This is a genomic window from Acidovorax facilis, from assembly GCF_023913775.1.
Taxonomy (GTDB): Bacteria; Pseudomonadota; Gammaproteobacteria; order Burkholderiales; family Burkholderiaceae_C; genus Acidovorax; species Acidovorax facilis.
On the sequence record NZ_JAMXAX010000013.1, the window covers coordinates 56,844 to 74,514 of the forward strand.

The 17,671-nt window shown below is 65.3% G+C and carries 15 protein-coding genes and 1 rRNA gene; 3 read left to right on the forward strand and 13 right to left on the reverse strand.

Going from position 1 to position 17,671, the window contains the following annotated elements:
- The first annotated feature begins 147 nt into the window (after positions 1-147).
- Both NFX52_RS06815 and NFX52_RS06820 read left to right on the forward strand, forming a co-directional pair.
- Entirely contained in the window at positions 148-798 is a 651-nt protein-coding gene (locus NFX52_RS06815) for a LuxR C-terminal-related transcriptional regulator (protein ID WP_055393095.1), read from the forward strand.
- Positions 798-3,359: an ATP-binding protein gene (locus NFX52_RS06820; protein WP_055393008.1), complete on the forward strand. Its 2,562-nt coding sequence runs from the start codon at positions 798-800 to the stop codon at positions 3,357-3,359. Before NFX52_RS06815 ends, NFX52_RS06820 begins: the two co-directional genes overlap by 1 nt.
- 3 nt (positions 3,360-3,362) lie before the next feature.
- On the opposite strand, the gene NFX52_RS06825 is transcribed toward NFX52_RS06820, so the two are convergent.
- From NFX52_RS06825 to NFX52_RS06880, 12 genes are all read right to left on the reverse strand, one after another.
- Complete coding sequence (locus NFX52_RS06825; RefSeq protein ID WP_055393006.1) at positions 3,363-5,144, reverse strand: ATP-binding response regulator; 1,782 nt, start codon at positions 5,142-5,144, stop codon at positions 3,363-3,365.
- Between the two features lie 208 nt (positions 5,145-5,352).
- Positions 5,353-6,483, reverse strand: a complete 1,131-nt coding sequence (locus NFX52_RS06830) for an acyl-CoA dehydrogenase family protein (protein ID WP_055393003.1) — start codon at positions 6,481-6,483, stop codon at positions 5,353-5,355.
- A 141-nt stretch (positions 6,484-6,624) separates the two neighbouring features.
- Positions 6,625-7,344, reverse strand: coding sequence for a carbonic anhydrase (locus NFX52_RS06835; protein ID WP_055393000.1), 720 nt, complete (start codon positions 7,342-7,344; stop codon positions 6,625-6,627).
- Positions 7,345-7,504: 160 nt separating this feature from the next.
- Entirely contained in the window at positions 7,505-8,173 is a 669-nt protein-coding gene (locus NFX52_RS06840; protein WP_055392998.1) for an SDR family oxidoreductase, read from the reverse strand.
- Between the two features lie 238 nt (positions 8,174-8,411).
- A complete protein-coding gene (locus tag NFX52_RS06845; protein ID WP_055392996.1) occupies positions 8,412-9,044 on the reverse strand; it encodes a pyridoxamine 5'-phosphate oxidase family protein in 633 nt (210 codons plus the stop codon).
- A 28-nt stretch (positions 9,045-9,072) separates the two neighbouring features.
- The gene (locus NFX52_RS06850) at positions 9,073-10,125 is read right to left on the reverse strand and encodes a hypothetical protein (protein WP_055392994.1); all 1,053 of its coding nucleotides are present in this window, start codon (positions 10,123-10,125) and stop codon (positions 9,073-9,075) included.
- Between the two features lie 46 nt (positions 10,126-10,171).
- Positions 10,172-11,365 carry an acetyl-CoA C-acyltransferase gene (locus NFX52_RS06855; RefSeq protein WP_055392992.1) on the reverse strand — a complete coding sequence of 398 codons (1,194 nt, stop codon included), beginning with the start codon at positions 11,363-11,365 and terminating at the stop codon, positions 10,172-10,174.
- 46 nt (positions 11,366-11,411) lie between these two features.
- Positions 11,412-13,226 (reverse strand): bifunctional isocitrate dehydrogenase kinase/phosphatase, encoded by a 1,815-nt coding sequence (gene aceK, locus NFX52_RS06860; RefSeq protein WP_055392990.1) that lies wholly within the window; start codon positions 13,224-13,226, stop codon positions 11,412-11,414.
- Positions 13,227-13,263: 37 nt separating this feature from the next.
- Entirely contained in the window at positions 13,264-13,923 is a 660-nt protein-coding gene (gene can / locus NFX52_RS06865) for a carbonate dehydratase (RefSeq protein WP_121421267.1), read from the reverse strand.
- A 33-nt stretch (positions 13,924-13,956) separates the two neighbouring features.
- A complete protein-coding gene (locus NFX52_RS06870) occupies positions 13,957-15,147 on the reverse strand; it encodes an isovaleryl-CoA dehydrogenase (protein WP_055392986.1) in 1,191 nt (396 codons plus the stop codon).
- 41 nt (positions 15,148-15,188) lie between these two features.
- Positions 15,189-15,650 carry a PaaI family thioesterase gene (locus NFX52_RS06875; protein ID WP_055392983.1) on the reverse strand — a complete coding sequence of 154 codons (462 nt, stop codon included), beginning with the start codon at positions 15,648-15,650 and terminating at the stop codon, positions 15,189-15,191.
- 42 nt (positions 15,651-15,692) lie between these two features.
- Positions 15,693-16,088, reverse strand: a complete 396-nt coding sequence (locus tag NFX52_RS06880) for a MerR family transcriptional regulator (protein ID WP_055392982.1) — start codon at positions 16,086-16,088, stop codon at positions 15,693-15,695.
- A 125-nt stretch (positions 16,089-16,213) separates the two neighbouring features.
- Between NFX52_RS06880 and NFX52_RS06885 the strand changes: the two genes are divergently transcribed.
- Positions 16,214-17,293, forward strand: a complete 1,080-nt coding sequence (locus NFX52_RS06885) for an MBL fold metallo-hydrolase (protein ID WP_055393094.1) — start codon at positions 16,214-16,216, stop codon at positions 17,291-17,293.
- A gap of 263 nt (positions 17,294-17,556) precedes the next feature.
- Here the strand turns inward: NFX52_RS06885 and rrf are convergent.
- Positions 17,557-17,669, reverse strand: a 5S ribosomal RNA gene (rrf, locus tag NFX52_RS06890).
- Positions 17,670-17,671: the final 2 nt, after the last annotated feature.

A 17,671-nucleotide genomic window follows, 5' to 3' on the forward strand; every position in this document is an offset into this window, starting at 1 on the left:
ATTCTGTGCAGCACCTCCTGCGGTACGGAACCCTACCCTGGTAGGGTTTGCGCGCCGTCCATCCTGCTCAACACTTGGCAGAATTTGCCCTACCTCCGCGCTGTCAGCGCGCCTGCGCCGCAAGGCGCAGCCACCCTCTCCCACTACATGGTCCCCACTTCCCCTTACGCGCTCATCCTGGACGACCATCCGCTCGTGGCGCACGGCATGGCCGAGTTCCTGCGCGCACGCCTGCCGCAGATGGAGGTGGTAGAGGCCGCAGGGGCGGACGACCTTCTGCGCCGGGTGGACATGCGGGGCACATCGGCCATCGCGCTCATCGACTTCTGGCTGGCGGAAGGCGCTGCGGTGGGCCTGATCGCCCAGGTGCGCAGCCACTGCCCCGGGATGCCCATCGCCGTGATCAGCGGCGACGATGACCCCGCCGTGATGGAGCAGGCCCGGCAGGCAGGCGCACAGGGCTTCATTCACAAACAAGCAGCGCCTGAGACCTTTGGTCTGGCGGTGGAAGCCTTGCTGAGTGGGCTGGTCTGGTTTGAGCCGGGCCTGCAGGGCAGCCAGCCGCCGCGCAGCCGCGATCTGCCGGTGACCCCGGCCGAGCTGGGGTTGTCCACCCGCCAGGGCCAGATCCTCGCGCTGGTGCTGCAGGGGCTGCCCAACAAGCGCATCGCCTTGCAGCTGGACATTGCCGAGAGCACCGTGAAGGAGCACGTGACGGGCATCCTGGAGCGGCTGCGGGTGCGCACGCGAATCGAGGCCATCACCCTGCTGCGTGGGCGGCGGCTGGAGCTGTCCTGATGCGCCTCGTCCGGGCCGTGGTGCTGGTCGCGGCCTTGTGCCTGCAGACGGCACTGCCCGCAGGGGCACAGGTACCGAACCCGGACCTGGCAGAGCTGGACCGGCTGCAGACCCTGTCGCAACGCAACAGCGCCGAAGCCGTGCAAGCGCTGCAGGCCGCCGCCACCCGCTTTGCCAACGCGGCCGATGTCGCGACCCGGCGCACCTACCTGGCGGCGCTGACGGACGCAGCCTTCGAGACCGGGCAGGCTGCGGTGGTGACCGAGGGCATAGCGCAACTGAAAGCGCTTGCGGCTGCGCACGGCGATGCCTCGACGCAGGTGCTGGCCACCTGCTTCGAGGCCCGGCAATGGGCCGTGGCGGGCAAAACACGCGCCGGGCTGGACGCCCTGGCGCGCGAAGCGGGCGCGGCGGAGCAGGTGCCCGACCCCTGGGTGCGCTGGCTCTACCACCTGACGCTGGGTGCCCTGCACAGCAGCAACGGCCAGTTCGAAGCGGCGATGACCCACCTGCTGCGCAGCCTGGAACTATCGCGCACGCTGCCGCGCCAGGCAGCCACATCCGAGCTGCGGTCGCGCACCCACCTGGAGCTGCTGCACTTCGACATGAAGAACCCCGACCGCGCGCTGCAGACCATTCGCGAGACGCTGCCGCTGGCCGAAAAGCTGGGCGCCCAGCAGGCGCTGGGCTGGCTGCACCTGCACCGTGGCAATGTGGAAAACGTGCAGGGCAACCTCGACACCGCCGCGGCCGCCTACCGGCAGTCCCTGCAGATCGCCCGCGCCGGCGGGCTCACCGGGCTCCAGGCCACGGCGCTGAACAATCTGGGCGATGTCCTGCTGCAGCGCAAGGCCTATGCCGCGGCCGAGCCCGTGATGCGCGAGGCCCTGGCAGCGTACCGCGACGCGCACGAGCTGAACGGGGCCGCAATGGCGCAGGCCAACCTGGGCTTTGCGCTGATGGGCCAGGGCCGCATTGCGGCTGGCGTGCACGAGGTGGAGGCGGGCATTCGGTTTGTGCATGAAGCAGGCTCCCTACCCATGGAAGAGCAGCTGCTGGGCGAGCTCTCGCGCATGTACGAGCAAGCCGGCCTGTACCGCGAAGCCATGGCCACCACGCGCAAGCAGCAGGCGCTGGCCAAGGAGCTGTTCCACACCGAGCGCGACCAGGCCGTGGCCGCGCTGCAGGAGCGCTTTGACAGCGCTGAACGGCAGCGCCAGATCGAGCAGCTGGCGCAGGCCAATCGGGTGCAGGATGCCGAGCTGCGTGTGCGCCGCATGCAGCAGATCGGCCTGGCCGCCACGGTGGCGCTGGCCCTGCTGGCGGCGGGCGCCAGCTACTGGCAATACCGCCGCACCCGCACGGCCAACGCGGCCTTGGCGGCAGCCCGGCGGCAGGCCGAAAGCGCGCTGGCCGAGAAGAACCTGTTCCTCGCCACCGCCAGCCACGACCTGCGCCAGCCCGTGCATGCCATGTCGCTGATGGTCGAGGCGATCAGCCTGCGCAACGGTGACCCGGTTCTTCGCCCCCTGGTTGCCGACCTGCGCAACAGCATGCAGGCCATGAACCAGCTGTTCAACGCGCTGCTGGACCTGGCGCGCCTGGAATCCGGCCTGCCGCTGGGCGCCAAGGGCGTGGTGGACCTGAACGCGCTGCTCGCGGACGTGGTGCGCCTGTTCCGTGAGCAAGCCAGCCTTGGCGGGCTGGCCCTGCGGCTGTGGGTGCCGCGTGGTGGTGCCACGGTGTGGGCTGAACCGGTGCTGTTGCGCCAGGCACTGGCCAACCTGGTGCAGAACGCGATCCGCTACACGCCCCAAGGCAAGGTGCTGGTGAGCGTGCGGGCGCGCGGCAGCGACTGGCTGGTGGAAGTGCGGGACACCGGCGTCGGCATCACCGTGGCGGACCAGTACCGGGTGTTCAGCCCCTACTACCGAGGGGAGCGGGCGGACCAGATGAACGACGCCGGACACGGCCTGGGGCTGGCCGTGGTGGCGCGCTGCGCCGAACAGATGGGCGCCACCCACGGCCTGGTGTCGCAGGCGGGGCGGGGCTCATGCTTCTGGCTGCGGCTGCCGGCCCACACCGCTGCGGCTACTACGACGGCCGTGCCACCCGACCCGGTGGCCTTGCACCGCGACGAGACGGCAATGCGCCCGCTGCAAGGCCGCTGCCTAGTACTGGACGACGACCGCCAGGTGATCAAGGCCTGGCGCGCCATGCTGGAGGCCTGGGGCGTGACGGCGGCATACGCCACCACCACGGCCGAGGCACATGCCCAGCTCGACGAAGGGTTCGAGCCGGATGCCATCTTCTGCGACCAGCGGCTGCACACGGGCGAGAGCGGCTTTGACGTGCTGCGCGCCCTGCTGGCCCGCTGCCCCGCTGCACGCGGCGCCATGGTCAGCGGCGAGCACAACGCGCCCGCCTTGCAGGATGCCGAGGACGAGGGCTACCTGGTACTGCGCAAGCCGGTGAGCCCCGTGGAGTTGCACGCGGTGCTGGCCCAGTGGCTGGGCCCGCAGAAAAATCAATCAAAACAACCTTCAGCGCTTTACCAATAAGCGCTAGCAGCTATTTTTTTTATAGTCTTCAGACGAATCAGGTAGCCATTGCCGCAACAAGGCGTGCAGCTGTTCCGGCGCCACCGGCTTGCGCAGCACCAGGTAGCCCTCTTCTTCCGCCTGGCGCAGCGCGGGCGAATCCCATTCACCGCTGACCATGGCCAGCGCGGCGTCAGGGCACAGTGCCTGCAGGCGCTGGAGCAAGGCGAACCCACTCTCGCCGGAGCGCAAACGCTGGTCGCAGAAGATGGCCTGCGGCGTGAAGCCCTGTTCCAGCCAACCCAGTGCCTCGGCACCATCGGCCGCGCAGCGCACCTGCACGCCCCAGTCCTGCAGCAGTTGCTGCCAGCCTGCGGCCACCTGCGGGTCGTCCTCCACCACCAGGCAGCGGCCCTGCAGGCCGCCCTGGCGCGCCACGGTGGCGGGCGTTGGCGCAACGACCACTGCGCTGGACGTGGCAGGCGGCAGCCGCAGCCAGAACCGCGAGCCGCGCCCCAGGCGCGACACCAGGCCCAGGGGCGCATCCATCAGCTCGGCGCAGCGCGCCACCACAGCCAGGCCCAGGCCGTAGCCTGCATCGTCTGCCACGCGCACCGAGGCACTGCGGGTGAAGGGCGAGAAGATGCGCTCGCGCTCCTCGGCGGCAACGCCGGGGCCGGTGTCCCACACCTCCACCTGCCAGTACCCGGCGCGGCGGCGCACAGCCAGCAGCACGCCGCCACGCTGCGTGTACCGCAGCGCGTTGTGCACCAGGTTCACCACGCACTGGCGCAGCAGCATCGGGTCGGCCTGCACCCGGGCGCTGGCCGGTGGCGGGCGCAGGCGCAGCACCAGGCCCCGGGTGCGCGCAGATTCCCCCAGCAGCGTGGCGACTTCGCGCAGCAGCGGCGCCAGGGCCACCGCCTGGGGCCTTGCCTGCACGGCCCCCGCTTCGATGCGCGACAGGTCCAGCAGCGCATTGCACATCCATTGCAGCGACTGCACGCCCTGGCGCAGGTTCTGCAGCGTGGCATCCAGCGCCGGGTCCCGGTTGCGCAGCGCGATGGATTCGGCCAGCAGCCCCACGGCATGCACGGGCTGGCGCAGGTCGTGGCTGGCGGTGGCGAGGAACTGGTTCTTCACGGCCAGCGCCTGCTCGGCCTCGCCCTTGGCGGCACGGAACCGCTCCGTCAGGTCCACATTGCTCAGAAAGAACTGATGGCTGATGCTCGCATTGCGAAAGAACACGCCAAAAGCCAGATGCATGGGCAACAGGTACGGCCAGTGATCGGGAAACACATAGGGCACCGACAACAGGCTGACCGCGTAGCTGGTGAAAAAGAACCGCTTGAAAACCACCAGCGCCGCCGACTGGTGCGCGGCATGCGCCGACACCACCAGCGTGGAGCCACAGATGAACACCACGCGCAGTTCAAAGGGCGTGTCGGGCCCAGCGGAGGCCGCAGAACTCATCACCAACGCGCCGTACAACGCAGCCAGCGCTTGCACACGAGGCAACCAAACGGCCAGCAGCGTTGCCGCATCGTGGCTGTCGCGCTGCTTCAGGGCCCGCTGCCACAGGCCCCAGACGCCCCACACAGCCCCCACCAGCAACAACGACGCCCCCCACCACAGCGTGATGCCAGGGGGCCACAAGCCCAGCGAATACAGCCAGGCCAAGCCCGGCAGCCCGAGCAGCGGCACGACAGTGCAGCCGTCGCGCACCCGCATGAAGCTGTTGCCCAACAACTGCAGCTGGGCGGCAGGTGCCAGGGTGTCCCAGGAGAGCACGCGTTCGGAGTTCATCGGGCCGATGTTGGCATCTTCCCGCACCAAACACCCCCTACTTTGGGAGGGTTGCGTGTTGACGCCGGCGCGTGGAAGCGCTTGGGAGTACGTCGGGTAGCGACCAGGGCATGGCTGAGAGCGCATCTGCTGCGGCCCCACTCACAGCGCAACCGTCACCACCGCACGGAGGCAGCAGTCGCGGCGCCGACAATGGCGCCGAGCTGGCTCAGGCCAGCGCGCGCTGGATGATGATCTTCTGCACGTCGCTCGTGCCTTCGTAGATCTGGCACACACGCACGTCGCGGTAGATGCGCTCCACCGGGAAGTCGTTCACCACGCCGTAGCCGCCCAGCGTCTGGATGGCGGCGCTGCACACGCGCTCGGCCATTTCGCTGGCAAACAGCTTGGCCATGGCGGCTTCCTTCAGGCACGGGCGGCCTGCGTCGCGCAGCGCGGCGGCGTGCCAGATGAGCTGGCGCGCGGCTTCGATCTGCGTGGCGCAGTCGGCCAGGCGAAAGCCAACGGCCTGGTGGTTGAAGATGGCGGTGCCAAAGCTCTCGCGCTCCTTCGAATACGCCAGCGCCGCATCAAACGCGCTGCGCGCCATGCCCACGCTCTGCGCGGCAATGCCGATGCGCCCGCCTTCGAGCGCGCCCAGGGCGATCTTGTAGCCCTCGCCCTCGGTGCCGATGAGGTTCTCGGCCGGGATGCGGCAGTTGTCGAAGTTGATCTGCGCCGTGTCGCTGCTGTGCTGGCCCAGCTTGTCTTCCAGCCGCGCGACCACGTAGCCGGGGTTGTTGGTGGGCACGAGGAAGGCGCTCATGCCCTTCTTGCCCGCGCCCTTGTCGGTCACGGCGATGACGATGGCCACATGGCCGTTCTTGCCACTGGTGATGAACTGCTTGACGCCGTTGATCACATATTCGTCGCCCTGCTTGACGGCGGTGGTGCGCAGTGCGGAGGCGTCGGAACCCACATGCGGCTCGGTCAGGCAGAAGGCGCCCAGCATTTCGCCGCGCGCCAGCGGCGTGAGCCAGTCGCGCTTTTGCTGTGCATTGCCATAACGCATGAGGATGGCGTTGACGGGGCAGTTGGTCACGCTGATGGCCGTGCTGGTGCCACCATCACCGGCGGCGATTTCTTCCAGCACCAGCGCCAGCGTCACGTAGTCCAGGTTGGCACCGCCGAACTCTTCGGGCACGCAGATGCCGTAGGCACCCAGTGCAGCCAGGCCCTGGTGCGCCTCTTTGGGGAAGTGGTGTTCCTTGTCCCACCGCGCGGCGTGGGGCCACAGCTGTTCTTGCGCAAAGTCGCGCACCGCGTCGCGGATCATTTCCTGGTCTTGGGTCAGCAGCATGTTGTCTCCTTGGGATCGTTCGGCGCCGGCAGGCTCTGGATGCCCAGGCACCTACCGGCGAGTCAACATGCAATTTTGCCCGCGTCTGCGGGCGCGCTTACCAAACGGCGGGCGGACTACGTGCTCCTGCGTACCCGGGGGCTAGACCAGCGAGACCTTGCCGCTGGACAGCTCGTACACGCCCCCCACGGCGCGGATGGCGCCGCTGGCCATGCGTCCGGCCAGGAGGGGTTCGGAGGTGGTTAACCGGGCCACATTGAGCCGCACGTTCTGCTCGGTGGCGGCCACCAGCAAGTTGGCGGGCTGGCGGCGCTGCGCCGCCTCGACGGCCGGGCGGATGGCGTTGACCAGCCCCGGCAGATGGCCGGGCAGCTGGGTGCCCTCCTGCACCACCTTGATGGTGGCGGAAACAGCGCCGCAGTTGCTGTGCCCGAGCACGAGGATGAGCGGCACCTGCAGAACCTCGATCGCGTATTCCATGCTGGCCAGCGCATCGTCGTTCAGGAAGTTGCCCGCCAGCCGCACCACGAACAGATCGCCGGGCCCCTGGTCAAACGCCAGCTCGGGTGCAATACGCGAATCCGCGCAGCTCAGGATGGCCGCAAAGGGCCGCTGCCCGGTGGTGCGCGCCACCCGGCCCACCGAAAAGTCGCGCTGCGTGGAACGGCCCGCCACGTAGCGGGCATTGCCCTGCACCAGCCGCGCAAGCGCTGCGTCGGGGCCGATTCGGTTGTCGGGCAAAGGGGTGTCAGCAGCCAGCACGCGGGCGCTGGAGGCCAAGGCAGCCAAGGCTGCGGCACCGCCCAGAAGGCGGCGGCGGGACGGCGCAAGCGCCGCCGGGGTAGCAAGACAATCACACATTTTTGGACTCCCGGTTGGGTTGCATGGAGCTGGCCCTCTCTTTCGCCAGCCCGCGCAGGAAGCCGTTTTCAGGCAGCCAGCGCCACGCAATTTTGCGGATCCACTCCACCGGGCGCCAGTCCAAATCTTGCATCGATCCGGCAGCCTGATAGCCGCCAGGCTACCAGTGCGTGGCGCGGCGCCCGTCGTGGTGCAGCAGGCGGCCTTTGTCGGCGGCCGTGACGCCCGCCACGGTGGCGCGCAGGCCGCGCACGCTGTCCTGCACGGTCAGCGCAGCGCCTTCGCCGCCCATGTCGGTCTGCACCCAGCCGGGATCGATGGTGATGAGGGTGGCGTCCGGGTAGTCGTGTTGGGCGGATGCGATGGCCATGTTCAGCGCCGCCTTGCTGGTGCGGTACAGCCAGGAGCCGCTGTTGGGAACGCTGCCAATCTGCGACATGGACGAGGACAAGAAAGCGAACACGCCCTGCGCGTCGGCCACCAGGGGCGCGACCTGCGGCAGTGTCTGCATGGCGCCCAGCACGTTGGTGTGCATCACGGCATCGAAGTCCTGCTGGGTGGGCGGCGTGAGCGCATTGGGGCGGCGGATGACACCGGCCACATACCAGGCGGTCTCGATCTTTTCGCCGTCCAGTTGCCAAGCCAGCCCGCTGACGCTGGCAGGGTTGGCCACGTCCACGGTCAACACCTCGGCGCCCAGGGCCTGTACCCGCTCGCTGCCCGCAGCGTCGCGCACGGTAGCGATGACGCGGCGGCCCGCCTCGGTGTACTGGCGCACCAGCTCCAGCCCAATGCCGCGCGATGCGCCAATGACGAGTATGGATTTCATGGGTAAAAATTTGAATGAAATAGGGCTCTAGCGCTTATCTATAAAGCGCTAATAGCTATCAATTTAGGAATAACCACGCACTTCCCTCTGGGTCATAAAAGCGCAACGCACCATGCGCAGCCGACAAAACTGGCGTGGCCGGGGCCAGCGTCCCCGCGCTGGGGGCGTCCCCCTCCCGCATTGCGCAGCAATGCGAGAGAGGGGTGAAGTCGCGAAGCGACTCAGGGGGTGATCCAACTCATGCATCGCCCAGCTGCTGCTCTTGCGCCAGTTGGGCGCGGTAGCGCTGCAGCATCGCCACTTGCGACTCGGGCTCGGTCGCAAGGCCCATCTGGTCGTGAATCATCTGGCCCATGGTGGGCAGTTGCGCGCGGTCCACCTGCGCATCGGCGGACCACAGCCGCGAGCGCATGAAGGCCTTGGAGCAGTGCAGGTAGGCCTCGGCGACGTGCACTTCGATCACTATCTTTGGGCGCTGGCGCTCGGCCGTGAAGAAGTCGGTGTACAGCGCTTCGTCGCGCAGGCGTGCGGTGCCATTCACCCGCAGGGTTTCATCCACACCCGGGATCATGAACAGCAGGCCGATGCGCGGGTCACTCAGCAGGTTGGTCAGGGTGTCGAGCCGGTTGTTGCCGCCCGCATCGGGCAACAGCAGGGTGTGGGGATCGGGCGACTTTACAAACCCCAGCGCTCCGCCGCGTGGCGAGGCGTCGAGCAGAGCACTATGGGCGCCACCACTGGCCACCACGCAGAACGGCGACAGGGCAATGAAGCGCTGGCAGTGCCCATCCAGCTGCGGTTGTTGCTTGCGCAGGGCCCGCTCGCCGGGGGCTGCGTACAGGGTGCGCAATTGTTCGAGCGTTTCGATCATGGTGTGGCCTGCAAGGGGTTGAAAGAGTTCACGGGCAATGCACGGCAAACTCGAAATAGCCTGACCACGCGGGGTCAAACACAAAGGTCAGCTCCAGCGATTCAGCCTCGTCGCGCAGCAGCAAAGGTGCGAGCGTCTGCATGGCCAGCTGCTTGTCGCCCACGTAATACACGGCCTTGCGGCGCCCCGCGCGGGTCAGTGTGTAGGCCATGATGCCCAGCTGCGGCAGCGCGAGCAGCGTGGCTGCCTGGTCCTGCAGGTCTTGCACGGCGGCCAGCTGATCGCGGTTGCCCACGGCCAGGTCCAGGGTCAGCGCGTAGGCCAGGTCGGCGCGCATGGCCACGGAGTTGGCACTGCGGTTGACCATGACAATGGCCTTGTCTTCAGCCTCGTCACCGCTGCCATCCTCATCGTCCTGCCCGCCAAACGACAAGGTCATGCCCGACCAGTCGTGCTCGCCCGCAGGGAAGTCGCTGGTGCGGCCCAGGGTGTCCACCCAATAGCGGTCGAACACCGGCACAAACTGGCTCAGAGGCACCCAGGGTGCCAGCGGGTCGGAGGCGTCCTCCACAAAATCCACCGCGCCCACCTTGACGGCGAAGTCGTATTCGCCCAGAACATGGTCGAGCATGATGAACGCCATGTTGCGCGCGTGGTCCTGGTAGTCGCTGGGGATCTCGCGGCCAAAGCGGATCTCCAGCGCGGCCTGGCCATCGTCCTGTCCGCAGGCGACCAGCACCTCCGATGTGGACAGCTCAAAGCCCTCCATGCCGATGGGAAAGTCGGGCTGCGAGGTGCGCTCGCGAAACGCTCGCAACCGGTAGTTCTGCAGCGCGGGTGCGGCAGCCACCACCTCCATCAGCAACGGAAAGTTGTCGATGCTGCCGTGGGCGGTGACGATGAGATCCACCACCGCATCGCTGTCGCCGCCAGACATCTCCAGTGCCAGGCCGCTCAGGTGACGCTCGATGAGCACATTGGCCGACTCGACCCGCTCGCGCAGAGGCTGGGCCTGGAGCGATGCCTGGGCATCGACAAATTCACGCCAGAAGGTGGTGATCTCGGGAGATGGTGCGGTCATCGCGGTCCTTGTGAAGAGATGGGAATCATCCCATCCCTCTCCATCGTCAGACCAGTTCGAGCGCCACGGCCGTGGCCTCGCCGCCGCCGATGCACAGCGTGGCCAAGCCCTTGGTCAGGCCGCGCGCCTTGAGCGCGTACATCAGCGTCACCATGATGCGTGCACCGCTGGCGCCGATGGGGTGGCCCAAAGCGCAGGCGCCGCCGTTCACGTTGACCTTGTCGTGGGGCAGATCCAGCTCCTTCATCAGCGCCATGGGCACCACCGCGAAGGCTTCATTGATCTCCCACAGCTGCACATCCCCAACCTGCCAGCCGGCCTTGGCCAGCGCCTTCTGCGTGGCACCCAACGGGGCAGTGGCGAACCACTCGGGCTCTTGCGCATGCGTGGCGTGGCTCACGATACGGGCCAGGGGCTTGCAACCCAGCTTCTTCGCGGTGGATTCGCGCATCATCACCAGCGCGGCGGCGCCATCGTTGATGCTGGAGCTGGACGCGGCGGTGATGGTGCCGTCCTTCTTGAAGGCGGGCTTCAAGGTGGCGATTTTTTCGAGCTTGACCTTGCCCGGGCCCTCGTCCACCGATACCACGGTTTCGCCCGCGCGGGTCTTGACGGTGACGGGCACGATCTCGGCCGCGAACGCGCCCGATTCGGTGGCCGCCTTGGCGCGCTGCACGCTGGCCGTGGCGAATGCGTCCTGCTGCTCGCGCGTGAACTGGTACTTGGCGGCGCAGTCTTCACCAAAGGTGCCCATGGAACGGCCGGCCTCATAGGCGTCTTCCAGGCCGTCGAGCATCATGTGGTCGAAGATGCGGTCGTGGCCCAGGCGGTAGCCGCCGCGGCCCTTTTGCAGCAGGTAGGGGGCGTTGGTCATGCTCTCCATGCCGCCGGCCACCATCACGTCGTGCGTGCCGGCCAGCAGCATGTCGTGCGCCATCATGGCGGCCTTCATGCCCGAGCCGCACATCTTGCTGAGCGTGACGGCGCCCGCGCCCTTGGGCAGGCCACCCTTGAACGCTGCCTGGCGCGCGGGCGCCTGGCCCTGGCCGGCCATCAGGCAGTTGCCGAACAGCACCTCGCCCACTGCGTCGGGCGAGACACCGGCACGCTCCATGGCGGCTTTGATGGCCGCACCACCCAGGTCGTGGGCTGCCAGGCTGGAAAAGTCGCCCTGCAGCGAGCCCATGGGGGTGCGTGCGGCGCCGACGATGACGATGGGGTCTTGGGTGGATGCAGACATGGTGAAGGTCTCCTATTAACGGTTTGAATGGAAAGAAGGGGTTGAATCAGAGGAGCGAACGGGCCGACGCGCCCTGTGCAAAGCGCCGATCTGTGTCGTAGGGAAAGACGTCAAACATGTGCCCCGCGCGGATGCGCTCCTGGTGTGACTGCCAAAAGGCGGCATCGAGCAGGTCGGCGTGGTGCAACATGAACACCTCGCGCACGGCATCGTTGCCGAGCAGGAAGGGGCCGAAGGTTTCAGGGAACACATCGCGCGGGCCGACGCTGTACCAGACCTCGCCGCTCATTTCCTCTTCTTCATTGCGCGGCGTGGGCACGCGGCGGAAGTTGCAGTCGGTGAGGTATTCGATTTCGTCGTAGTCGTAGAACACGACCTTGCCGTTGCGCGTGACGCCAAAGTTCTTCCAGAGCATGTCGCCCGGGAAGATGTTGGCGGCCACGAGGTCCTTGATGGCATTGCCGTATTCGATGACGCTGTGCTCCATCTGCTGGCGCGCTCGGGGGTCGGACAGGCCCGTGTCGAAGGCTTCCTGCAGGTAGATGTTGAGCGGAATCATGCGCCGCTCGATGTACAGGTGCTTGATGATGACCTCGGTCTGGCCGTCACCATCGCGGTCACTGATTTCCAGTTGGCTTGGCGCGAACTTCTCGATCTCGGCAATGAGGGCATCGTCGAACCGGCTGCGCGGGAAGGCGACTTCGCTGTACTCGAGCGTGTCGGCCATGCGGCCCACGCGGTCGTGGTGCTTGACCAGCAGGTACTTGGCCTTGACCTGCTCGCGTGTGGTTTCCTTCTGGTGCGGAAAGTAGTCCTTGATGAGCTTGAAGACGAACGGGAAGCTTGGCAGGTCGAACACCAGCATGACCATGCCCTTGATGCCGGGCGCGATGCGGAACTGGTCGCTGGAGTGCTTCAGGTGGTACAGAAAGTCGCGGTAGAACAGCGTCTTGCCCTGCTTGGCCAGGCCCAGGGCGTTGTAGATCTCGGCGCGCGGCTTGCGCGGCATGAGGCTGCGCAGGAACTGCACGTAGGCGCTGGGCACCTCCATGTCCACCATGAAGTAGGCGCGTGCGAAGCTGAACAGCATCTGCATGTCGTCTTCGCCAAACAGGGCCGCGTCGATAAACAGCCTGCCGTTGTCGTCGTGCAGGATGGGCAGCGCAAACGGCACTTCGTTGAAGCCGTTGATGATCTTGCCCACGACATAGGCGCCTTTGTTGCGAAAGAACAGGCTGGTGAGCACCTGGATCTGGAAGTTGGCGCGCAGCCTCACTTTGTCGATCCGGCCGCGCATGGCGCCCACCACGCAGGCGGTGTCTCGGCCCAAGTCCGCAAACTCGCGCTGCAGCTGGAAGTTCTCGATGATGACCTGGAAGGTCTCGCCCAGCGTGTCTCGCGACGGGTAATAGGCGCGGTAGGTGGGGCGCGCTGCGGGCTCTTCGTTTTCGATGTATTCGGTGCTGACCGCAGGCCGCACAAAGATGAAGTCGTTGTGGAAATGCGTGCGGTGCAGGATCTTGGTGGTGACCGAGTTGAAGAAGGTCTCGGCCAGTTCGGGCTGGTGGTGGTTGACCAAGAGGCCGATGTAGTGCAGCTTGACCTGGTGCCACACGTCCATGGGCTGTGCACCCGCCTCGAACTCTTTCTCTAACCTGCGCACACACTCTTTCACGCGCAGGTCGTAGAACTCGATACGCTCGCGCTGGGCCCGCTGCTGGCCGTGCCAGTCGCCGGTTTCAAAGCGGTGCTTGGCCCGCGCGGACTCGGTGCGGAACAACCGGTAGTGCCGGTTGAAGCCGTCCATCATGGCCTTGGCAATGCCGTAGGCCTGGGGAGCGTCAAGCCGTTGCGGGAACATGGCGGGTGCTCAGCCGTTGCGGTAATGCGGTGGTTGGCTATTGCCTTTTGACGGCAGCCACACCGGCGATCGCGGCCTTGTACAGCGAGTCCAGGCCTTCCGTACTACCCACGGACATGTGCAGGTTGTTGATGAGACCATCCTTGAGCCCATAGCACCAGCCGTGCAGCGTAACCTTCTGGCCCCGGCCCCAGGCGTCGAGCATCACCGTGGTCTGGGCAATGTTGACGACCTGCTCGATGGCATTGAGTTCGCACAACACGTCATGGCGCCACTCTGGGGCGGTGGCGGCAATCAGGTCACGGTGGCGGTCGCGCACATCCTGCACATGCCGGATCCAGTTGTCGGCCAGACCGACGCGCGTACCCTCCAACGCCGCCAGCACGCCACCACAGCCGTAGTGCCCCACCACCATCAGGTGCTCGATGTGCAACTGATCCACCGCGTACTGGATAGTCGACAGGCAGTTCAGGTCGGTAGGCACCACAACGTTGGCCACATTGCGGTGCACAAACACTTCACCGGGCTCCAGGCCGGTGATCTGGTTGGCAGGCACCCGGCTGTCGGAGCAACCGATCCACATGTACTTGGGCTTTTGCTGCGCCAGCAGGCTGGTGAAGAAGCCGGGCCGCTCGCGCTCCATCTGGGCCGCCCAGGCGCGGTTGTGAACAAACAGGTCTTCGATGGAGGAGGGCATGTTGTCCTTGGGTCTCAATGATTAGATAGAAGCTCAGCAGGTTTCAGCAAACAGCTCACGGCCGATCAGCATGCGACGAATTTCGCTCGTGCCCGCACCAATCTCATACAGCTTGGCATCGCGCCAGAGGCGGCCCAGCGGGTATTCGTTGATGTAGCCGTTGCCACCATAAATCTGCACGCCTTCGCCCGCCATCCAGGTGGCTTTCTCGGCACACCAGAGGATCACGCTGGCGCAATCCTTGCGCACTTGGCGCACATGGTCGGTGCCGAGCATATCGAGGTTCTTGGCCACCGTGTAGGCAAACGAGCGCCCCGCCTGCAGCACGGTGTACATGTCGGCCACCTTGCCCTGGATGAGCTGGAACTCGCCAATGCTCTGGCCGAACTGCTTGCGGTCGTGAATGTAAGGGATCACGTTGTCCATCACGGACTGCATGATGCCCAGCGGGCCACCGGTCAGCACCGCACGTTCGTAGTCCAGGCCACTCATGAGCACCTTCGCGCCCTGGTTCAGGCCACCGAGCACGTTCTCTGCGGGCACCTCGACGTCCTGGAACACCAGCTCGCCCGTATGGCTGCCGCGCATGCCCAGCTTGTCGAGCTTCTGCGCGATCGAGAAGCCCTTCATTCCCTTCTCGATCAGGAAGGCGGTCACGCCGCGCGCGCCCAGTTCAGGCTCGGTCTTGGCATACACCACCAGGGTGTCTGCATCAGGGCCGTTGGTGATCCACATCTTGCTGCCATTGAGCAGGTAGTAGCCACCCTTGTCCTCGGCCTTGAGCTTCATGCTGATCACGTCGGAGCCCGCGCCGGGTTCGCTCATGGCCAGCGCGCCCACGTGTTCGCCGCTGATGAGCTTGGGCAGGTACTTGGCTTTTTGTGCCTCGCTGCCGTTGCGGTTGATCTGGTTCACGCACAGGTTGCTGTGGGCGCCATAAGACAAGCCCACCGAGGCGCTAGCGCGCGAGATTTCTTCCATGGCCACCATGTGGGCCAGGTAGCCCATGGCTGCGCCGCCGTATTGCTCGGGCACCGTGATGCCGAGTACGCCCAAGTCGCCCATCTTGCGCCACAGGTCCATGGGGAACTGGTCATTGCGGTCAATCTCCGCCGCGCGGGGGGCGATCTCAGCCTGTGCGAAGTCGCGCACGGCGTCGCGCAGGGCGTCGATGTCCTCGCCCAGTTGGAAGTTCAGGCCGGGAAGGTTGGCGGGAATGCTCATGGGGGATGTCTCCTCGTAAAAGGTAGGGAAATGGGCCGGATTCAGCCCTGGATGTTGTCGCGTCCTGTGACCGCCATAAGGGTGCAACCCATGGTGGCGATCAGTTTTTCTTGCCTGCCGTCGATGGCGAAAGCGCGGCCTTCGCACACGGTGATGGTGCGGCCGGGCTTCAGCACCCGCCCTTCCATGCGAAATCGCTCGCCCTTGGCGGGGGCCAGCAAATTGATCTTGAACTCGATGGTGAGCACGGCAGCGTCGGCCGCCATCAGGGTGAAACCGGCATATCCACACGCCGAATCCAGCGCTGTGGCCACCATGCCCGCATGGAGAAATCCATGCTGCTGGGTCAACCCAAGCGCCCAAGGGAGTTCGATGTCCACGGCACCTGACGCCACAAGGCCCAGCGATGCGCCCAGGGTCTGCATGGCGCCCTGGCGCGCAAAACTGTCGCGCACGCGGTCGGCAAAGTCAGCGCAACGCGGCTCAAAAGGGGGCGTGCTCACAACAGTCTCCTGATTTACGTTTACGTAAACGTCAATTATGAATCAATTTTGCTTTTCTACCTTGGCCAGCAGCGAGCGCGCCTCTTCTTCGTGCTCGCGCACCTCTTCCAGGTTGGCCTGCAAATCGGCCATCTGCTCTTCGAGCTGCTTGCGATGGACCACCAACACGTCGAGGAATTTGCGCAGCTGAACGCCCGTATCACGGGGGCTGTCATAACGGTCAATGATCTCCTTGGCTTCCGTCAGTGACAGGCCAAGGCGCTTGGCCCGCAGCGTCAGGCGGAGCCGGGTGCGGTCGCGTGCGCTGTACACGCGGTTGCGTCCGGCAGATCCAGTGCGCTCAGGCTGCAGCAAGCCCATGTCTTCATAAAAACGGATCGCCCGGGTGGTGAGATCGAACTCTTTGGCAAGGTCGCTGATGGTGTAAGTATTGGCCATGGTGGGTGCTGCACACAGCAGTATCGGTTTCGCGCAGGAGACAGCCCGGTGGCGGCAGCTCCCTACAATGCATCGAATGCATGACGTTTACGTTAACGTCAATGCTAACCCATCACACCTTCGCCATGAACCCACTCGAACACCAGATCCACTACCCGCTGGGCGACGCGCTCCCTTCCGAGGGCGGCTCCATCGAGATCGCGCCGGGAGTCCACTGGATTCGCGTGGGTCTTCCGTTTGCACTGGATCACATCAATCTGTGGCTGCTGCGCGACCGACAACTGGGCGCTGGCGGTGTCATGCTGGACGGGTGGACCGTGGTGGACTGCTGCATCGACAGTGCTGCGACCCGTGAGCAGTGGGAGCAGATTTTTGTGAACTGCCTGGGTGGCTTGCCTATCTTGCGCGTCATCGTGACCCACATGCATCCAGACCATATCGGCTTGGCCCATTGGTTGTGCGAGCGATGGGATGTACGCTTGTGGATCAGTGCCACCGACTACAACGTGGCTCGGGTCGCTGTCTATGACCCGCAAGGGTTTGGCGGAGAAGCGGGGGCGGACTTTTACGCGCTGCACGGTGCGCAAGACCCGTCCTTTTTAGACCATGTACGTGGGCGCGCATCGTATTTCCCGACCCTCGTGCCCGCACTGCCACCCCGCTTTCGCCGAATCATGGATGGAGACACGCTGGACATCGGGGGCCGGGCGTGGCGTTGCATCAGCGGCTATGGACACGCGCCCGAGCACATGGCGCTGTTTTGTGCTGAGTTGACCACCTTGATCAGCGGGGACATGGTGCTACCGCGCATCTCGACCAATGTTAGCGTCCATGCCAGCGAGCCCGAAGCCAATCCACTGCAGTTGTTCTTGACTTCGCTGTTGCGATATCTGGACCTGCCGGAAAGCACATTAGTGCTCCCTTCGCATGGCAAGCCGTTTATAGGCTTGGCCACGCGCATTGCCCAATTGCAAGACCACCACCGGGAACGGCTCTCGGAGATCTTGCAAGCAGCCCATGATCGTGCCTTGAGCGCTGCAGATACCTTGCCGATTCTCTTTCAACGCAAGCTGGACACCCATCAGATGACTTTTGCCATGGGTGAGGCACTGGCGCATCTGCACCATCTGTGGATTGATGGGAAGTTGGAGCGCTTTCTCGACCAAGCCGGGGTGCAGAGATTTCGCGCACCGAACGGTGGATAGACGTATCCAATCCCTGAACGACATGCGCCCAAATCGCTGGCAAACGAATGCTGAGCCCGACCCCCGCGCATATCAATGCTGATCAAGGCCTGCAAGGCTTGTGAGATGCTGCACACGCCTGGTCGGCGCAATCAATCTGAGATGGACTAGGTGGGCTGTTGAACTGGAACGCATTGAGCCGTCCGCTGCACTTGATACGTTTTTGGATGCCCCAAAGCAAAAAACCCCAGTCATGGTTGACTGGGGTTTTCTGGGCTGTAAGAGCCTGACGATGACCTACTTTCACACGGGAACCCGCACTATCATCGGCGCAAAGTCGTTTCACTGTCCTGTTCGGGATGGGAAGGAGTGGTACCAACTTGCTATGGTCATCAGGCA